Source organism: Parabacteroides sp. PF5-6, assembly GCF_029504695.1.
Lineage (GTDB): Bacteria > Bacteroidota > Bacteroidia > Bacteroidales > Tannerellaceae > QVMG01.
In genome coordinates, this window is record NZ_JAQFIN010000001.1 from 36,911 (window position 1) to 56,382 (window position 19,472).

General features: G+C 51.0%; 11 protein-coding genes. 6 read left to right on the forward strand and 5 right to left on the reverse strand.

Translation table 11 applies throughout. From position 1 onward, the window contains the following. Window positions 1-55 precede the first annotated feature (55 nt). On the reverse strand, window positions 56-886 hold the full coding sequence (locus M2133_RS00155) for a hypothetical protein (RefSeq protein ID WP_277463917.1): 831 nt from the start codon (window positions 884-886) through the stop codon (window positions 56-58). Between the two features lie 32 nt (window positions 887-918). After that, entirely contained in the window at window positions 919-3,837 is a 2,919-nt protein-coding gene (locus M2133_RS00160; protein WP_277463918.1) for an ATP-binding cassette domain-containing protein, read from the reverse strand. Window positions 3,838-3,994: 157 nt separating this feature from the next. Here M2133_RS00160 and mutA point away from each other — a divergent pair, with 157 nt between their 5' ends. Together mutA and scpA are read left to right on the forward strand one after the other, a co-directional pair. Continuing rightward, window positions 3,995-5,848, forward strand: coding sequence for a methylmalonyl-CoA mutase small subunit (mutA, locus tag M2133_RS00165; RefSeq protein ID WP_277463919.1), 1,854 nt, complete (start codon window positions 3,995-3,997; stop codon window positions 5,846-5,848). A gap of 11 nt (window positions 5,849-5,859) precedes the next feature. Further along, the gene (gene scpA / locus M2133_RS00170; protein WP_277463920.1) at window positions 5,860-8,007 is read left to right on the forward strand and encodes a methylmalonyl-CoA mutase; all 2,148 of its coding nucleotides are present in this window, start codon (window positions 5,860-5,862) and stop codon (window positions 8,005-8,007) included. 370 nt (window positions 8,008-8,377) lie between these two features. On the opposite strand, the gene M2133_RS00175 is transcribed toward scpA, so the two are convergent. Next, window positions 8,378-9,496, reverse strand: coding sequence for a DUF1887 family CARF protein (locus M2133_RS00175; RefSeq protein WP_277463921.1), 1,119 nt, complete (start codon window positions 9,494-9,496; stop codon window positions 8,378-8,380). A gap of 122 nt (window positions 9,497-9,618) precedes the next feature. Between M2133_RS00175 and M2133_RS00180 the strand changes: the two genes are divergently transcribed. Genes M2133_RS00180 through M2133_RS00195 form a run of 4 tightly spaced genes read left to right on the forward strand, consistent with a single transcriptional unit; the run spans window position 9,619 to window position 13,863 of the window. Then, window positions 9,619-10,209 (forward strand): porin family protein, encoded by a 591-nt coding sequence (locus M2133_RS00180; protein ID WP_277463922.1) that lies wholly within the window; start codon window positions 9,619-9,621, stop codon window positions 10,207-10,209. Further along, complete coding sequence (priA, locus tag M2133_RS00185; protein ID WP_277463923.1) at window positions 10,209-12,674, forward strand: primosomal protein N'; 2,466 nt, start codon at window positions 10,209-10,211, stop codon at window positions 12,672-12,674. The genes M2133_RS00180 and priA overlap by 1 nt, the downstream gene beginning before the upstream one ends. Window positions 12,675-12,719: 45 nt before the next feature. Continuing rightward, on the forward strand, window positions 12,720-13,337 hold the full coding sequence (locus M2133_RS00190; RefSeq protein WP_277463924.1) for a hypothetical protein: 618 nt from the start codon (window positions 12,720-12,722) through the stop codon (window positions 13,335-13,337). Between the two features lie 10 nt (window positions 13,338-13,347). Beyond that, a complete protein-coding gene (locus M2133_RS00195; protein ID WP_277463925.1) occupies window positions 13,348-13,863 on the forward strand; it encodes a low molecular weight protein-tyrosine-phosphatase in 516 nt (171 codons plus the stop codon). A 414-nt stretch (window positions 13,864-14,277) separates the two neighbouring features. Here the strand turns inward: M2133_RS00195 and M2133_RS00200 are convergent, their stop codons facing one another. Beyond that, window positions 14,278-16,194 carry a trehalase family glycosidase gene (locus M2133_RS00200; protein WP_277463926.1) on the reverse strand — a complete coding sequence of 639 codons (1,917 nt, stop codon included), beginning with the start codon at window positions 16,192-16,194 and terminating at the stop codon, window positions 14,278-14,280. Between the two features lie 65 nt (window positions 16,195-16,259). Continuing rightward, window positions 16,260-19,370 (reverse strand): glycoside hydrolase family 2 TIM barrel-domain containing protein, encoded by a 3,111-nt coding sequence (locus M2133_RS00205; RefSeq protein WP_277463927.1) that lies wholly within the window; start codon window positions 19,368-19,370, stop codon window positions 16,260-16,262. Window positions 19,371-19,472: the final 102 nt, after the last annotated feature.

Here is a 19,472-nt window from a genome sequence, read left to right on the forward strand (position 1 = left end):
AAAAGCCGGCACCACCCAATGATAGCGCCGGCTTTCCTTTTATAAGGCCTTTTTCTTATTTCAATAACCCATCACGGATGGCCATGATGTCCGCATTGGCATCGCGGGCAGTCTGGATCGTAGCAGTCTTTTCTTTCAACGGAGCGATGGAAGTTCCCAAAGCGCCCAGTTCCGGATAGTATTCCGAAAGGTCAGCCGTGATCTCGCCCAAAACAACTACGCGTCTTTCCATATTCTCAGACAAGCCGGCAGTAGTCGCATCCCCTTTAACCACTAAAGAAGGATTAGCCATCAGGCAAGCATATTCAGCAGAAGCACCGGCAAGCAGTTCGATCACCAGGTTCAATTTGTCGTCATCAGCCAACGCTTTGACGATCTTGTTTTCCTGATCGGCATAGAACTTTTGCACGTCTTCTTTCGTTGCATTCTTTGCCGGAGCAGCCTCTTTCAAGGTATTCATTACATAAGAAATATTCAGATCGGCAGTCAGCTTCGTCAGAACCGCTTCTACCTCAGTAGTCGGCTGACCGGTTATAATCAATACATTGTAGTCGGAGAAATACATCCCGCAGGCACGTGCCTTTTGTGAGGGCGTAGTCAGCTCACCGGCTTTTGCGACAGGCAACATATATTTCAAGTTACCCACACCGATCGTCACCTCACCTGATGAAATACGGTAAGGCAGATCCGACTCCGGCATATCATTCAATAAGCGGATGGTTTCCGTTTTTAATTCTTCTGTCAACAAACTTTTGGGTACGTTACCGGCGATCACAGCAGCTTCTTCTTTCGCGGCATCTTCTTTCGCTTTTTTGCCACCGGAGCAGGAGACCATCCCTACGATAAGGGCGGATGCGGTAAGCAGACTAACAATACTTCTTTTCATAATGATTCATTTAATGTTATATTATTCTCTTTTTAATATTCTTTCGGATCACGGAAATGACGCCCGGGAAACTCTGCGAAGATAGTTATTATGACGAATACTGCAAAAAAACCGAGAACCAATAAATTAAATTTATAGGTAGAAATCTTATTCCCGCCCACATTCTTTACGTGAGAATAGAAGTGAGAACGCCCCCATTGATTATCCGGTTCTACATAGATAATACCGATTTGCGGATAGAGCCGGTGGTTCGTTTCCTTGAAAAAACGGGTGGTTTGCGTATTCAAGACCAACTCTTCGATGGCCAGATTATGATTGTCTTGCTTGAGGTTGTTAAACCAGACTTCACTATGCGATTGAATGATTGCTTCCCTTTCTTTATCCAACAAAGCGGTGAAGTTATGGGCGCGTTGATGCAAAGCTTTCTCCACTTTATCCAGATAAGAAAGGTAGGACTCATCGGCTGTCTTCGGTTCGATCCGCGCGGCACGGCTCAAGACGGCGATCTCATTGTCGATCGTTTGCCGATTATCCGCATCATTCTCCCGAAGCTGTTCTGCCAGGCTTCTGACTTCCGGCAGATGCACACTTTCATAATACTGAGCCAGAAACTTCTCCTTTTCAATATAAAAGAAAGGCTGATTGTAGGCATTGTCGATATATTCTTCCACCACCAAGGCTTCGAAGGCCCAACGCGAAGGGATCAATTCGCCAACAAGGGGCACGATATTCTTCTGAGCCGCCCGCGTATTCAGGTCATCGAAATGGATCACCAGCCCACAAAGCAGGATCTGCGGGATGAGCAGTATCGGGATGGAGATATAGATAGAGACGATCGAACTTAAGGTCTGCGACAGCCATAGCCCCGTCAGGTTGGCCACGAACGCCGTCATCCAGAGAATACTCCACCAGACGGCAAACATATTTATATTTACCCCCAGGATCGTATTCCCGATCAGAATGAAAAACAAAGTCTGCAAACCGGAGAGCGCACAAAGGTAGATCATCTTGGATACCAGATAGCTGCTGCGACTCAACTGTAGGAAACGTTCCCGCTTGATGATGATCCGGTCTTTGATTATCTCTTCGGCGCTGATGCTCAACCCAATAAAAGTAACCACGATCACCGCCATAAAGATATACGAGACAAAGTTTTTGTTCGTATAAAGTGAATACACCCCATTGTCGACATAACGGGTGATCGATGCCACGATAATCGCCAACAGCGGAGCCACGGCAAGCGCCATAGTCAGGTATTGTTTATTGGTGAGTTTCGTGCGGATATTGCGTTCCGAGAAGATAAAGAACTGCTTCCACCAGGGTGGTTTTTGTATCTTATTATCCGGTAGCCGGGCCTGCTTGACCGGCTTAAGCGCGGGACGCGAAAGCAGGTAACGCTCGTGCCATTCCTCGGGAGTAAACTTACGGATACCGGTCTGGTTACCCGTATCATCGATCATCTTCGAATCGATGATATTCAAGATCAATTCCGGATTGACATTCCCGCATGTACTGCAAACGCTGATATCCTGGTCGGTGTATTTGGCGATATGTTTGAAATAAGTGATCGCCTCGATGGGGTTACCGTCGTAGATCGGGTATCCTCCTTTGTCGAGCAGCCAAAGGCGGTCGAACAGTTTATAGATTTCGGAAGAAGGTTGGTGGATATTGACCACGACCAGCCGTCCCCGGTGGGTTTGTTCTTTGAGCAGCATCATCACTTTCTCGGAATCGGTCGACGACAATCCACTGGTCGGTTCGTCCAGGTAGAGGATCGCCGGCTCACGTATCAATTCGAGGGCGATATTCAAGCGTTTCCGTTGCCCGCCGCTGATGGTTTTCCGCAGAGGCGAACCCACTTCGAGCGATTTGATCTCTGACAGGTCCAACTCATTCAAGACGTTATCGACTTTCTCTTCCAATTTCTCCGGCGTCAGACCGTCGAACGAGAAACGGGCGGTGAACCACAGGTTCTCATACACCGTCAATTCCTCGATCAACAAATCATCCTGCGGCACAAAGCCGATCAGTTGCTTGCCTTCCGGTGTATGGATCGAATGACCGTTGATCGTGATCGTTCCGGAGTCCGGACGCAGATTACCGTTCATCAGGCTTAACAGGGTGGACTTCCCCACGCCGCTGCCGCCCATAATGGCAACCAGTTGCCCCGATTCGAGGTCGAACGAGAAGTTGTGCAAGCCGTTCGTACTTTTCTTAAAGGTAAAATCAATATCCCTCCCCGCCAGACGGATGATTTCTTTTTTCTCCCGGTTGGAGAAGATTGCCTGCAGGTCGCTATGGTAGATCGGTTGGAAGAGCGGGCTTTTCACCACACTGCTGGGCTGCCAGCCGTAGAAAATATCCGGCGCCAGCGGGATATCATTCATAAACACCTGGGCCGCCCCGTGATAGGTGAAGATAAACTGCTCGAACCGTTTGATAGAATACACCGTCAGATAGCCTTCGAGGCCTTCACGGCAGATATGATTGTCGGTCTCGTGTTCGACCGGCTGGGCGTCGATCGTCAACAGGTTGGGCGAGAACCCTCCGGTGACGAACGCGAATATATCTTCGAACTCCGTCGGCAGGATATGGAAGATCTCGGCAACGATCCGGAAGATATGGATATGGTTGTTCAGCTCTTCACTGTTGTTATGCGCGAACTCCACAAAACGGACCAACAGAAGGAATTGTTCTTCAAGCGTCAGTTTGACTTTCATCTGCATACAGATGTTGCGCACGACTTCCTCTTTATTGATCGGAATCATTTCGTCGTCGTACATGCTGCGCAACTCATTGTATAACTGGATGTACTGATCGTGAGCGCGTACCCCGAAGTGGCTGGAGAGATAAGAGTGAATAGCCCGGATCGCCTGTCCGTTCTCAATCTTAACCATAGAGGCGAAAATAGCAAACAGATTCAAAAGTCCGTTGAGAATACTCTCATTCATAAGACGAATAGGTGTTTGTAGTGTTTTACGGTGCAAATATAATGAAAATCCACACCAATTTCGGGATTTTTCCGTTGCCTGAACTATTTATTTGTCCTACCTTTGCCCCCTGTTATTTAATGATATACTAATACCAGTATTATAAACAAAAAATATTATGGCAGAATTAAAAGAGAAACTTTTCTCAGAATTTCCACCCATTACGACTGAGGAATGGATGGCAAAGATCACGGCCGACCTGAAAGGGGCACCGTTTGAGAAAAAGCTTGTTTGGAGAACAAGCGAAGGATTTAACGTCAATCCATTTTATCGGGCAGAAGACATCGAAGGTTTGAAGACGACGACATCCCTTCCGGGTGAATTTCCTTATGTTCGCGGAACAAAGAAGGACAACGACTGGAAGGTGCGCCAAAACATTGATGTAAAGGATTTCAAAGCAGCGAATGCCAAAGCGCGGGATATCTTAAGTAAGGGTATCACCTCTTTGGGTTTCCATTTCTGTGGCGACGATGTGAAGGCAGAAAACATCGCTACGCTGTTGGAAGGTATTTGTCCGGAATGTGTAGAACTGAACTTCAAGACTTGCAACAACAAAGCAGAAACATTGATCGGCCTGTTGGCAGACTACTTCAAAGGCAAAGGCGCCGACCTGGCGAAATGCGAAGGATCGGTAGATTACAATCCGTTCAAGAAACCGTTGGTGAAAGGTGTAGCCTTTGACGGTTGGGTAGAACAGGCAGCTGCCGTATTGCGTGCCGGAAAAGCTTTACCGGCTTACCGCGTATTGGCTGTTGACGCTTGTCAGTTGAACGATGCGGGTGCTTATATCGCACAGGAACTGGGATACGCTTTGGCTTGGGGTAACGAGATCGTGGCCAAATTGACCGAAGCCGGTTTCACAGCAACGGAAGTAGCCAAGAGTATCAAATTCAACTTCGGCACGACTGCCAATTACTTTATGGAGATCGCAAAGTTCCGCGCAGCCCGTTGGTTGTGGGCAGAGATTGTCGCAGCCTATCAACCCGATTGCAACTGTGCTTGCAAGATGGTAGCACAGGCTCAGTCTTCGCAATGGAACCTGACGGTTTACGATGCGCATGTGAACCTGCTGCGTACACAGACCGAAGCCATGTCGGCCGCTATTGCCGGGGTGGATTCAATTACGGTTGCTCCGTTTGATGTGACTTACCAGGATTCGGACGATTTCTCTGAACGTATCGCCCGCAACCAGCAGTTGTTATTGAAAGAAGAATGTCATTTCGATAAGGTAGCCGACCCGTCTGCCGGATCTTATTATATTGAAGTATTGACCAACTCGATCGCCGACGAAGGATGGAAACTCTTCCTCGCGGTGGAAGAAATGGGTGGTTTCTACGCCGCAGTCAAAGCCGGTGAAGTACAGAAAGCGGTGAACGCTTCTTCCGTTGCTCGCCGCAAAGCCGTGGCTACCCGCCGGGAAATCCTGTTGGGAACCAACCAATATCCGAACATCACCGAAGTGGCTGCCGGAAAGATCAAGAATGAAAGCGAATGCGGCTGCGGATGTGGCGCGAATGCTGAGATCGAGAAATTAGACTTCTCTCGTGGTGCTTCCGACTTCGAAACGCTCCGTTTGGCTACTGAAAAGAGTGGCAAGACTCCGAAGGTATTTATGCTGACGATCGGTAACCTGGCGATGCGCCTGGCCCGTTCACAGTTCTCCGGAAACTTCTTCGGCTGTGCCGGATACCAGATCATCGACAACCTGGGATTCGAAACGGTAGAAGCCGGTGTAGATGCTGCCTTGAAAGCAGGAGCCAGTATTGTGGTTCTTTGCTCAAGCGACGACGAATACGCAGAATACGCTCCTGCTGCTTTGAAAGCTTTGAATGGCAAGGCTGAATTGGTAGTAGCCGGCGCACCTGCCTGCATGGACGACCTGAAAGCTCAGGGTATTACTGAATTTGTAAATGTCAAGAGCAACGTGCTCGAAACATTGAAAGCTTTCAACGTTAAATTAGGAATCGCTTAAGTAGAAGAATTATGAGACCAGTTTTTAAGAACATAGATATCAAAAATGCCGGATTTGTGGCTACCGATGGCGCGCAATGGGCAAAAGAAAATGGAATTAAAGCGGATTGGAAGACACCCGAGTTGATCGATGTGAAATCCGTTTATACAAAAGAAGACCTGGAAGGCATGGAGCACCTGAACTACGCTTCCGGTTTACCTCCTTACCTGCGTGGACCGTATAGCGGTATGTACGCGATGCGTCCCTGGACGGTGCGTCAGTATGCCGGTTTCTCTACCGCAGAAGAATCAAATGCTTTCTATCGCCGTAACCTGGCAGCCGGTCAGAAAGGGCTGTCGGTGGCATTCGACTTGGCAACACACCGCGGATACGATGCCGACCACGACCGTGTGGTAGGTGACGTAGGGAAAGCCGGTGTTTCCATCTGTTCACTGGAAGATATGAAAGTCTTGTTCGATGGAATTCCTTTGAACCAGATGTCTGTCTCCATGACCATGAACGGTGCCGTTCTTCCCGTACTGGCGTTCTATATCAATGCCGGTTTGGAGCAAGGTGCTAAACTGGAAGAGATGGCAGGAACGATCCAGAACGATATCCTGAAAGAATTCATGGTGCGTAATACCTATATCTATCCGCCCGAATTCTCCATGAAGATCATCGCTGATATCTTCGAATATACTTCACAGAAGATGCCGAAGTTCAACTCGATCTCTATCTCCGGTTACCACATGCAGGAAGCCGGTGCGACTGCCGATATCGAGATGGCTTATACCCTTTGCGACGGGATGGAATACCTGCGCGCCGGGATCAATGCCGGTATCGATGTGGATGCGTTCGCTCCGCGCTTGTCGTTCTTCTGGGCGATCGGCATGAACCACTTTATGGAAATCGCCAAGATGCGCGCTGCCCGTATGTTGTGGGCGAAGATTGTGAAGAGCTTCGGAGGTAAAAACCCGAAATCATTGGCTTTGCGTACGCACTGTCAGACTTCCGGTTGGTCGCTGACCGAGCAGGATCCGTTCAACAACGTGGGACGTACCTGTATCGAAGCGATGGCTGCTGCATTGGGACATACCCAGTCACTGCATACCAACGCTTTGGACGAAGCGATCGCTTTGCCGACCGACTTCTCTGCCCGTATTGCCCGTAACACCCAGATCTATATCCAGGAAGAAACCCAGATCTGTAAAGAGATCGACCCATGGGCCGGTTCCTACTACGTGGAAACACTGACCAACGAACTGGTACACAAAGGCTGGGCGTTGATTCAGGAGATCGAAAGCATGGGTGGTATGGCGAAAGCTATCGAGACCGGTATTCCCAAAATGCGTATCGAAGAAGCTGCTGCCCGTACACAGGCACGCATCGACTCACAGGCGCAGACCATCGTCGGTATCAACAAATACCGCTTGGCGAAAGAAGACCCGATCGATATCCTCGAGATCGACAATACAGCCGTTCGCCTGCAACAGATCGAACGTTTGGAAGACCTGCGTGGCAAACGCGACGAAGCAGCCGTGAAAGAAGCATTGGCTGCCATCACCGAATGTGCCCGCACGAAGAAAGGCAACCTCTTGGAACTGGCTGTCAAAGCCGCCGGCTTGCGTGCTTCCCTGGGTGAGATCTCCGATGCCTGCGAAGAAGTGGCAGGACGTTATAAAGCAATCATCAGAACAATATCAGGCGTGTATTCATCAGAAACAGGTAAAGATGCCGACTTCCAGAAAGCGACGGAATTGGCCGAGAAGTTTGCCAAGAAAGAAGGTCGCCAGCCCCGTATCATGATCGCCAAGATGGGTCAGGACGGACACGACCGTGGCGCGAAAGTAGTAGCAACCGGTTATGCCGACTGTGGATTCGACGTGGATATGGGACCCTTGTTCCAGACGCCGGCCGAAGCAGCCCGTCAAGCGGTTGAGAACGACGTGCATGTGATGGGTGTCTCTTCATTGGCTGCCGGTCATAAGACGTTGGTGCCGCAGGTGATCGAAGAACTGAAGAAGCTTGGTCGCCCGGATATCATCGTGATCGCCGGTGGGGTAATCCCGGCACAGGACTATGACTACCTGTACAAAGCTGGCGTTGCCGCTATCTTTGGCCCCGGTACTTCCGTAGCCAAGGCAGCCGTTCAGATGTTGGAAATCCTTTTGGATGAATAATACACATTCCGAATGATACAAAAAAAAGCGGACCGAAAGGTTCGCTTTTTTTGTGTCTATTCATACGAAGGAGCGGATAAAGTGGTAAGAATTTCTTGACAATTTGACAATTTGGCCCTCTTTTTGATGAATTGTCAAGAAAAATAGACGAATTCTTAAATAGTTGAACGGAATACCTCGCTTTTGATGTCCGGGCTCTTCTTACTTTTGTTGGCAAGAGTTGAAGATAACTCTTATAAAGTAATTTTTCTTCATTATAAAAGGTTTAACCAAAAACCTTAACGCTTTGCAGAGCAAAGCGTAATTATGAATTATGAATTATGAGAAAAAGAGACTAAGTGGTTCTCATAATTCATAATTCATAATTGCTTCAGAGCTGCAGCTCTGAAACGACCTGATCCAGCCAGTTGGGCAATTCGTTCAGGTGATTCAGGCGATCTTCGAAGAAGGTCGGAGCAAAGACATTGATCTGCACGTCTTTGCATTTCTCCAACAGGTAGTGTTCCACCGGATAATAACTCGCCAATACGGCGCGGGAGATATCTCCGCCGTAGGTTTCCCGGACGCCGTCGATCTTATAGACGTCGTTCTGTGTGACATGGCCCGACTTACATTCGATAAAAATCAGCTTCTGCCGGCTGTTGACCAACACATCGATTTCGTTCTTCGACTGCGTATTCTCCGAATCGGTCTGAAACAATACATTCTGCCAGGCTTCGGGCGGGTTGGGTTGGCGCTCGGTCCAGACACGTACCTGATGTGCCACGAGTGTTTCCCACCAACTGCCTTTGAAATAGAGATAGAGCGCGTTGCGATTGGAGGTGCGCAAAAGGATCTGCCCCTTTTGGGTGAAGAGCAGGCCTCCGTTGATAATCTTAAAGCGCAGTTCGTTGGTTAATAACTTCGACGCCGGCAGGCGGGAGACCTGACGGTGGCAGATCACCCCGAAAAACTTCATGATGCGGGCATGCTCCTGCGGATAATTCTCGATGAAACGTTTGATTTGTTTGGAGGTGGTGATATCGTCGTCGCGCAGGTCTTTGATGTCGTGGTAGGTCGACAGTACGTTTCCGCTCAGTTTGATGATCTCTTCATTATCCAGTGTGCTGTGCATGGATACCTTCTCAAACGTATCCAGCCAGACCAGTTCGCCCAGTTGGGTGAGGTAGAAAGCACGGCTATTGTTTGCTTTTGCCACCTGATAAGCCGCCAGCGCCATCGGTTTGGTGCCTTCGGAGAGGTGATAGATAAACTCCCCTTTGTATTCCTTATGGATCACGCGGCAGATCTCCATCACCTGATTGCCATCGTAGGGATCCGTCAGGTAGGCGCACCGGCAGATGGAGGCGGGCAGGAGTGGAAACATGGTGTCGGCAATGCCCTGGGTGGCTTCCGTGTACAACAGGTGGATGTAGTCGGGCGCGAACTCCTTGATGGCGTGATAGACTGAGGTGATATCTTTCCCCAGTAGAATGATTTGATGTTTCATACGTCTCTTTGAATTACAAGTAGGGCAAATATACTTCTTATCCGTGAACAGACCGGGCTTCGGATTTGTTTATTTCTTAGAAATGCTCTTAATTTGTATGACTATTAAAAAAGGATGAGATTATGAAGAAGATTGTAGGTTTGGTTTTTATCGGCATCTTATGTTTTGCCGTATCCCCGGCTCAGGCGCAGTTGCGTTTTGGGGTGAAGGGTGGTTTGAATATTTCGACGGTTCATTTCAGTGAAGATATAATCAAGCCGGATAATGTCACCGGTTTTCATATCGGTCCGATGCTCGAGGCTACGGTGCCTTTGTTGGGTGTCGGCTTTGAGACGGCTATCCTGTATACCCAAAGAGGATTGGAATATCAGAATGAGACCATGAAAGTGGATTACCTCGATGTGCCGCTCCACCTGAAATGGAAGTTCGGCTTGCCGATCGTCAAGGTCTACCTGGCTACCGGCCCTTATTTCGGCTTTCGGGTCAGTGGCGATAAACTATGGAATATCTCTGATGTTTATAGTAGTGTTTCGGGTCAGATCAAAGCCAAATCCTTCAGCTCCGGCTGGGATATCGGTGCGGGAGCGGAGCTATTGAACCACCTGCAGGTCGGTGTCAACTATGGCTTCGGCTTCACTAACAACTATGAATTCGACGGCTACGAATCCGGCAAGAACCGCGGCTGGTATGTGACGGCGGCGATACTTTTCTGATGACATATGCAGAGGTAATTCTCCCCCTTCCGTTGGAAGAGACTTATACTTATCGGATACCGCCGGATATGGAGAAGGCGGTGACGGTAGGGTGCCGGGTGATTGTTCATTTCGGAAAGAAACGGTATTATACGGCGATTGTGGCGGAGGTGCATACGCGTGCGCCGCAGTCCGACTATGCCACCAAGGAGATCTTTGCCCTGTTGGATGCCGCGCCGATCCTGCGGCGGCCGCAACTGCGTTTCTGGCGGTGGATTGCTTCTTATTATCTCTGTGCCTTGGGCGATGTGTATAAGGCGGCATTGCCTTCGGGCTTGAAACTGGAGAGCGAAACGGCGGTAACCTATAACGAAGCGTTTGAAGCCGACGGTCCCTTGCGCCCCAATGAACAATCGGTATTGGACGCTTTCGCCGGAACGGTTCGCCTGACCGTGTCGGAGATCGAACGGAAGACCGGCCTGCGCAATGTGATGCCGGTGGTTACTTCGTTGATGAGTCGGGGAGCGGTGGTGATCAATGAAGAGATCAAAAAAGGATTTGTGCCCAAGATGCAAACGTTTATCCGGTTGGCACCGGAATATCAGGACGAAAAGGTCTTGCACGCTGCCTTTGACGAACTCCGCCGGGCGAAAAAGCAGGAGACCTTACTGATGACTTTCCTGGAACTCAGCCATGCGCTCAATCCGGCGTTGGCGCGTGAAGTCTCCAAAAAAGAATTATTGGAATATAGCCAGATGGCTCCGGCGGTACTGACGGGACTTTTGTCGCGTGGTATCGTGGAAAGCTATGAAAAAGAAGTGGGGCGCTTGCAGGTGCCCGTCTCCCGCTTGCGTCCTTTGTCGCCCCTGACCGAGGCGCAGGAAAAGGCGTACGATGAGATCCACGAAGCGTTTAAGAGTAAAGATATTTGCCTGTTGCACGGCGTTACGTCGAGCGGCAAGACGGAGATCTATGTGCGCATGATCGCCGACGCCCTGCGTTCGGGGCGCCAGGCATTGTATATGCTTCCCGAGATTGCCATTACGACACAGATCACCGAGCGGTTGGCACGCCTGTTTGGCGATAAACTGGTGGTCTATCACTCCAAGTTCTCAGACAACGAGCGGGTGGAGATCTGGAACAAACTGCTTCATGAAGGCGAACCCCTGGTGGTGCTCGGCGTGCGTTCGTCGCTTTTCCTTCCTTTTAAGAACCTCGGCCTGGTCATTGTCGACGAGGAACATGAAACGAGTTACAAACAACAAGACCCGTCACCCCGCTACCATGCCCGCTCGGCGGCTACGGTATTGGCGAATATGCATGGGGCGAAGACCCTGTTGGGCTCGGCTACCCCGTCGATCGATTCGTATTTCAATGCCACCAATGGCAAATACGGCTTGGTGGAGCTCAAGACCCGCTATGGCAACTGCCTGATGCCGGAGATTATTCCGGTGGATGTCAAAGAACTGAAGCGCAAGAAGATCATGAAAGATACGTTGTTCTCTCCCTTGTTGATCCGGAAGATGCAAGAGGCATTGGATGGGGGCGAGCAGGTGATCTTGTTTCAGAACCGCCGCGGCTTTGCTCCGGTGATGGAATGCCGCCATTGCGGATGGATTCCGCATTGTGTACATTGTGATGTGAGCCTGACTTACCATAAGTTTAAGAATCAATTGGTTTGCCATTATTGCGGCTATACCCAGTATGTGCCGTATCAGTGTCCCGCCTGCGAAGGGCAGGAACTGCGGATGTTGGGCTTTGGCACGGAGAAGGTGGAGGAGGAGATCAATGCCCTCTTCCCTTCGGCGCGGGTGGAACGGCTCGATATGGATACGGCGCGCACGCGTTCGGCCTACGAGCGTATCCTTTCGGATTATGAAAAGGGGAAAACGAATATTTTGATCGGTACACAGATGCTGACCAAAGGCCTGGACTTCGAGAATGTCAGTGTGGTGGGTATCCTCAATGCCGATAGCCTGATGAACTTCCCGGACTTCCGGGCACACGAGCGGGCGTTTCAACTGATGGTGCAGGTGAGTGGCCGTGCCGGACGGCGCGATAAGCAGGGCACGGTGATCCTGCAAACGTCGCAGCCCGAGCACCCGTTGATTCAGATGGTCGGGCAACTCGATTACAAAGGAATGGTCAGCCTGCAGCTTAGCGAGCGCAGCATGTTCCGCTATCCGCCTTATTACCGCCTGATCGTTATGGTGTTGCGCAGCCGCAATGAAACGGTGTTGCGGGAGTTGTCCGAAGTCTATGCCCGCAAACTGGAACAACACCTGGGCGATCGCGTCCTGGGTCCGGTCACGCCGGTGATCACCCGCATCCAAACCTTGTATATTCGTCAGATCCTCTTGAAGATCGAGACCTCTGCTTCCATCAGTCCGGTGCGGGAGTTATTGGATCAAACCCATAAAGAAATGCAACGGCAATACCCCACATTCAAACAATTGATTCTGCATTACGATGTGGATCCGGTTTGATTTATTACTTTTGTGGACGATGTCTAACCAAGATAATTAAGCGATATGAATAGGTATACAGTTTTTATTTGTCTGGCAGTTTTATTTTCGTTTGCCGCCTGCGATAGCGGTATTGACCGGGAGGAATTAGAAGAACAAGCGCGTTTGGATGATACGTACCACCTGGATAAAGTGGAGTTTTTCCTTAGTGATCAGGATGGCCTTTCGGTGGAAGAACTACCGGGAGTAAGGCGAGGGACTTATGTTAATGAAACTTCCGGAACAATCAAGGTGGGTTTTAAAGATGAAGATACGTTTGCTTCAGTCTTTCGTTTTGAAGACGAGCAATCCTATACTCTGGCTTTTGATCCGGAACAGAAGATCCAGGTTCCGGCTTTGTTGAAAAACAATATCCTTTATATGGGGGAGGATGAACTATGGTCGTTCCAGAATAATAAAGAAGAAGAACTTTTTACCGGTGGATTTCATGCGTATGAATGGTCTATAGGTCCTAAATGCGAGACAGTCGTGGCACGTAAGATTATTACCCATATTATCAGAACCTCTTTCCATGCGTATTTTATCGGTGAGAACACCAAGACGCAGCTGATTGTCGAGGGGAAATGGGAAGGACGTAAAAGAGAATATACCAACTACGTATTCGATACGGACCTAATAAAGTAAAAACGAAAGAATGAAGCAAGAAAAGATCAGGCTGCTTTTTGTCTGCCTTGGAAATATCTGTCGATCGCCGTCGGCAGAGGCCGTGATGAAGAAATTAGTGAAAGATAAAGGGTTGGAAGATCGTTTCGTGATCGATTCGGCGGGCACGATCGGCCACCATGCCGGGCAGCGGGCGGATGCGCGTATGCGTACCCATGCCGAACGCCGGGGCATCGTCCTGGATTCCATCTCCCGCCCGGTGACAATGGATGATTTCTACGACTTCGACCTGATCATCGGCATGGACAATCAGAATATCGACGCGCTCAAACGCAAAGCGCCCGAGTGGGAATCGGTACGGAAAATCCATAAGATGACCGATTTCTCCCGAAAAAAGACTTACGACCATGTGCCCGACCCCTATTATGGTGGCGCGTCGGGCTTCGAACTGGTGCTCGACCTTTTGGAAGATGCCTGCCAGGGCTTATTGGACTATTGCCTGAATCCGGACCCGGATCAAGATCCAGAGATAGGGGAGGGGTTTTAAGTACCGGTAGCCTTACCACATAAAAGTTTTTAGTCCGGTCTTCACCTTTCACCCGGTCACCAGATCCCCGTATTGATCAGCGTTTCGGGTGAAAGGTAAAGGCATACCTTAAAAAACGACAGACCTTCCCGAAAAAGGCCGGCAGCCTTTTGGAAAACTCCGGCAGCCTTTTAGAAAAGGCCGGCAGCCTTTTGGAAAACCCTGCCGGCCTTTTTTGGGGAGCCTCCAGCCTTCACCCGAAACGCTGATCAATACAGGGATCTGGCGACTGGGTGAAAGGTGAAAGGAGGTGTGAAACTTTTATGTGTAGGCCTTCCCCAAAAAACATTGCACTTTGCTCAACCAAAGCGCAATGTTTTTCCGCCCAAAGTGCAATGTTTTAAAAAAGGGGGGTGGTGGGGTTCAAATTTTCTTCTACTCCCCTAACTCCCAATACAACATCAACAAATGCGCGGAGCTCCAGCTGAAGTGGGGGGCTTTGAGGGGCGCGCCGTTGTGGGTGGCGTAGTTCTCGTGGATCGGGCCGGTGCCGGTGAGGCCTTGCAGGCGGTCGAAGACCTGGCGGGTGAAGTGGTCGGCCTCCTCGGTGTATCCCTGTTTGCGTAAGCCGGAGATGCCGAAATAGACCTGATCGAGCCAGATCGGGCCACGCCAGTAGCCGGCGGGCATGAACTTCGGGTTATCCGCTGCGATGGTGGGGAAAGGAATGTAGGTGGCAAACTTCGTCGTGTCCGTAAAGAGTTTATGACAGGCCGCCGCTTGCTCCCGGCTGGCCAGCTCCGCCCACAAAGGGATGCAGGCTTCGGTGCCTTCTTCCCGCACCAATGTGCCGTCCAAGCGTTTGTCGAAATAAAAACCGGGGTCTTCCACAAAGAAATAATCCCGGATCAGATCGGTCCGGTCAGGCGCGTCGAAAGCCTGCCCGGCGATGGCTGCCAATTTCTTTAACAGGCGGTATTCAAGGGCCAGGAAGCTATTGAGATCGACCGACTCCTGGTTCATGCTCCAGGCGCCGGGTTTGTTTTTCACCATAACGGTTTGGTCGAAACGAATAGCATTGTCCATACCGCTCTCCCAAGCTGCCGCTTCGAGGCTACCGTCGCACGAGCCGAACTCACAGATGCCGTTACCATCGTGATCCCGAAATTCATACCACCAGCGATGATACGCCAATAGTTTGGGATAGAGCTCGCGTACGAAGGCCGTATCACGCGTTGTTTCATAGATCGCGTCGACCGCCCAGGCCGCCAGGGGTGGTTTGCTGTCTCTGTCGTTATTCTCGGCAGCATCGCTATAGATACAATCGATAATCATGCCTTCCGGCGTTTGGTAGTCGAACATCGTACGCACCTGATCCTTTGCCAGCTCGGGAGCGAAACGCGCCAAGGCGACGGCATGCTTCCACGAGTCCCAGCCCCAGAAACCCATAAAGTAACCCACCGCATGGCTGGGCACCACGCCGTCATGGAAGAGATCCCCGCGCGCGCTTTTCCAGTTGGCGATCAGGGTCATCACCGCTTTCACCGCCAGCCGGTTATATTCCTGCGGCATCTCCGGGCGAAGCGATTTCTGCAAATACTCTTCCCAGCGCCGGGCCGTACGTTCTTTGTAACTTGCTGTCGAAACGAGTACGTTGGTTGCCTTTTGCAAAGCCGTGCGTTGCGACGCCTGATCGGTAAAGAAAGAGATCACCACATGTGTCTCGCCCGTTTGTGGCGAAAGCGTTTGGTAGCCTTTCCCGTTCGAGAGGATGCCGGTCTCGGGCGGGAAGGTCAATGCGATGCCTTCGCCGTTGGCATCGGTCAAGAGGAACGAGTTCTTGACGGTCTCACTCCGCATCCCTTCCAACCGTGTCTCGCCAAAGAACTGAAACCGGCTTTTCCGATCGGAGCGGCAGGTCAACAGGGCTGTCGAGGCATTGATAAAGATCAATTGCTGCTCGATCTTGCCTTTGTCGGACGAGGCCGCCAGGTATAATTCGCCCGGATAGTAGATCACGGTATCCGGTTGATACACCGTCGAGGTCTCTTCGTCTTCGAAACAAACCTGGACCAGGGCATCCGAGATCCACTGCCGCCGGTTCATATCCAGGTGATAAGGACCGCAGAAGCCATTGATCCATCGGTCGGCTGCCGGCGGGGTGAATCCATACCACGCCCCGGCATCGGTAAACCAGCCGGTGCATCGTTTGCCGGACGTCGGCGTATAATGGATATCCAATACATTGCCGAACTGATGCGCCAAGCGACCGGTTTCCTGTCGGGAATCTACCCCACAAGCAAAGCATACCCAGCCTGCCAGGCAGGCCAGGAAAAAAGAAAAGTATTTCATGATTATTCTGTTTTTATCCCTTTTAGCTCCTAAAAGACCTAAAAGCCCTAAAAGCCCTAAAAGACTTAAAGCTCCTTATCACTCACCGGCAAAATCCGAAACCCATAGTTTGTCTTTACCGGCGTGAGCGTATATTCAGGATGCGTTTGCGCGCCCCAGGTATTGTCGCCACCGACTCCCATCTGTTTGTGGTCGATATTGAGCCAGACCATATCTTTCTTCGTGATGCTGCCGCCGTGGATATTCTTCACGGTCGAAGGGATATACATAATATCCTGCATCGGGAAGTTCCAGGCACTGATGTGCATCGGCTCGGAGGTGGTACGGATCATTATGCCTTGGCCTTCCGCATTTTGCAGGGTTACCCAGCGTACATCGGTCTTGTTGCCCGTCTCCTGAGCCCTGACGTAGGGATGGAACTGTTCCCAGACGGTGGCGCTGTAGCGGTCGATATCGGCGCTCGTGTGGCGGTCCCAGTAGTTTTCGTGCGGTCCGCGTCCGAACCAGGTCATCCGGTCGTATTCGCTCCGAAGGATCATGCGCATACCCAGGCGAGGCATCTCCGGCAGCGGTTTGTTGCCGGGCGTAAAGGTGAAGTCCACCTCCAACGCACCATTGCCATCGAAGGTATAGGTCACGCGGCAAGCTGATTCCTGTTCGGGCATATCGTATTGCGCGATCACTTCCATCCGGCTCGCGTTGTCTTTGCCGTTGACGGTCAGTGCCTGCAGTTGCAGGTCGTCACCGGCGGTCTTCCACGTGCGACACCGGTCACCGGTCTTGTTGGCCACATCGTTATCGGTCATCGGTCGCCAGAAGTTCGGACGCAGCCCTTCCAACAGGTATTCTTTTCCCGCCACGCGGTAGCTGGTAATCTCCCCGTTGATTTTGGAGAAGGTCAGTTCCACCCGGTCGGCTGCCAACCGGATCTCCTGATCGGTCTCCGTGCGGTTCACTTTCGCGGTGACGGGCAGTTGTCCGATCAGTGTCCTTGCCTTTACGGGCAATTGCCATTGTTCCGAAGCAGCCAGATGGCCTTGGGGAACGAGCGGCTGCTCCTCTTTCGTGCGTGCCTGCAGATGCAGGAAGTATTCCGTTTCCGACTTGCCGGCCAGGGCGGGCAGGGGCAATAACACCTCGGTCGAAGCGTGCGGCAGCAAGGCGGGCACCTGCAGATCGCCTTCGTACAATACCTCTCCTTCGGATTTGATCATCCAGTGGAAGGTATAGGCATCGGTACGGATAAAGTCGTGCCGGTTGGTGATGCGGATGGTGTTCTGCGAGAAAGGCACAGCTTCGAAGTGCAGGTATTGATATACCTTCTTCACCTCCCAGATGTGCGGATGCAGGCTGCGGTCGGCGGCAACGAGTCCGTTGGCACAGAAGTTCGAGTCGTTCACCACACCCACAAAGCCCATATCGCCACCGTACGCCCAGATGTCGCGTCCGTTTTCGTCCTGGCGGGCAAAGGTCTGGTCGACCCAGTCCCAGATAAAGCCTCCTTGCAGGTTGTCGTACTTATAGATCAGGTCCCAATAATCTTTGAGGTTACCCACGCTGTTCCCCATCGCATGGGCATATTCGCACAGGATCAGGGGTTTGGGCTGTCGCTGGTTGACCCATTGGCGCAAGGCCCAGACACGGGCGTACATCGGGCAGTAGATGTCCGACAGGCCGCGTCCACGTTCGCCTTCATATTGCACCGGACGGCGCGGGTCACGTTCTTTGGTCCAGTGATAGATCGTTTCGAAATGCTTGCCGTAGCCCGATTCGTTACCCATGCTCCAGGTGATGATCGACGTGAAGTTCTTGTCGCGCTCGACCATGCGTTGCATACGTTCCATATAGGGAATCTCCCAACCGTCCCAGTTGGCCAGGGTGCGGGTGGTCGGATGATCGGTCATGCCGTGCGATTCGATATTGGCTTCGTCCACCAGGTAGATGCCATAGGCATCGCAGAGCTCATACCATTCTTCGTAGTTCGGGTAATGCGAGCAACGAACGGCATTGATATTGAACTGTTTCATCAGGCGAATATCTTCGATCATACCCTCGGTAGTGACCGTGCGTCCGTTGTGTTGATCGTGTTCGTGCCGGTTCACACCTTTGATCAGGATCGGTGTGCCGTTGACCAATAACATACCGTTGCGGATCTCTACTTTGCGGAATCCGAAGCGGTGCACGAATGATTCGGTTACTTTTCCACTGCGATTCAGGGTATTCACCACCAAGGTGTACAGGTGGGGCGTTTCGGCTGTCCAGGTCTTGACATCCGGAAATTCTTTATGGAAACGTAAAAGGGTGTCTTTGTTTGATGTAGCATTTAGTCGGGAGGAGATTAATTCTTTTTCACCGTCCATGATCTTTATCTGGACGGAAGTGCCTTTAAGGTTCTGACGGTTGTCGAGTGTGAAAGAGAGGTCCAACAGACCGTTGCGGTAGTCTTCGCAGAGGTCGGCTATGACTTCAAAGTCTTTGATATGGGTTTGCGGGCGGGCGATCAGCCAAACGTTACGTTCGATCCCGCTATACCGCCAGTAGTCCTGCGCTTCGAGATACGACCCGTCGCTGTAACGGTAGACCTCGACAGCCAGGCGGTTCTCACCCGGTTTGAGGTATTTCCCGATCCGGAACTCTGCCGGCAGGCGGCTGTCTTCGCTGTATCCGACCTGTTCGCCGTTGATCCAGCAATAGAAAGCTGATTCCACTCCGCCGAAATGCAAGAAGAGATCCATCTCTTTCATGTTTTCCGGTACGGTAAAGGTGGTCACATACGAACCGACAGGATTATAATCTTTCGGTACATGGGGCGGTTCGGGTGGGAAAGGATAACGCGTGTCCGTATAGATCGGCGCGTCGAAGCCCTGCAGTTCCCAACTGCCGGGAACCTGGATATCTGCCCAGGTGGATACATTGTAATTCACCTCGTAAAACGAAGCCGGCCGTGCCTCTGGGTTTTTAGAAAACTGAAATTTCCAGGTGCCGTTCAGAGAATGGCGCCTTTCCTGCGAAAGATCTTTGCGCAGCGCGGCTTTCTCCGAAGCATAGGGTACGAAGTGGGCATGCATCGGTTCGCGATTGATCTGGTTGACCCGTTCGTTTTCCCATTCTTTGTTTTGCGCGAACGCAGAGGCAGACAGGATCAGGAGGGATGCGGCAAGGATAAGTTGTCTCATGTTTTAGGTGTTTTAATTCGTTTTACTCAGATGATATATGGAACTATTCTATCGTTGACAGCTGCCAACTGTAAGTCTCACAGCTGCCAAAGATAGAATATT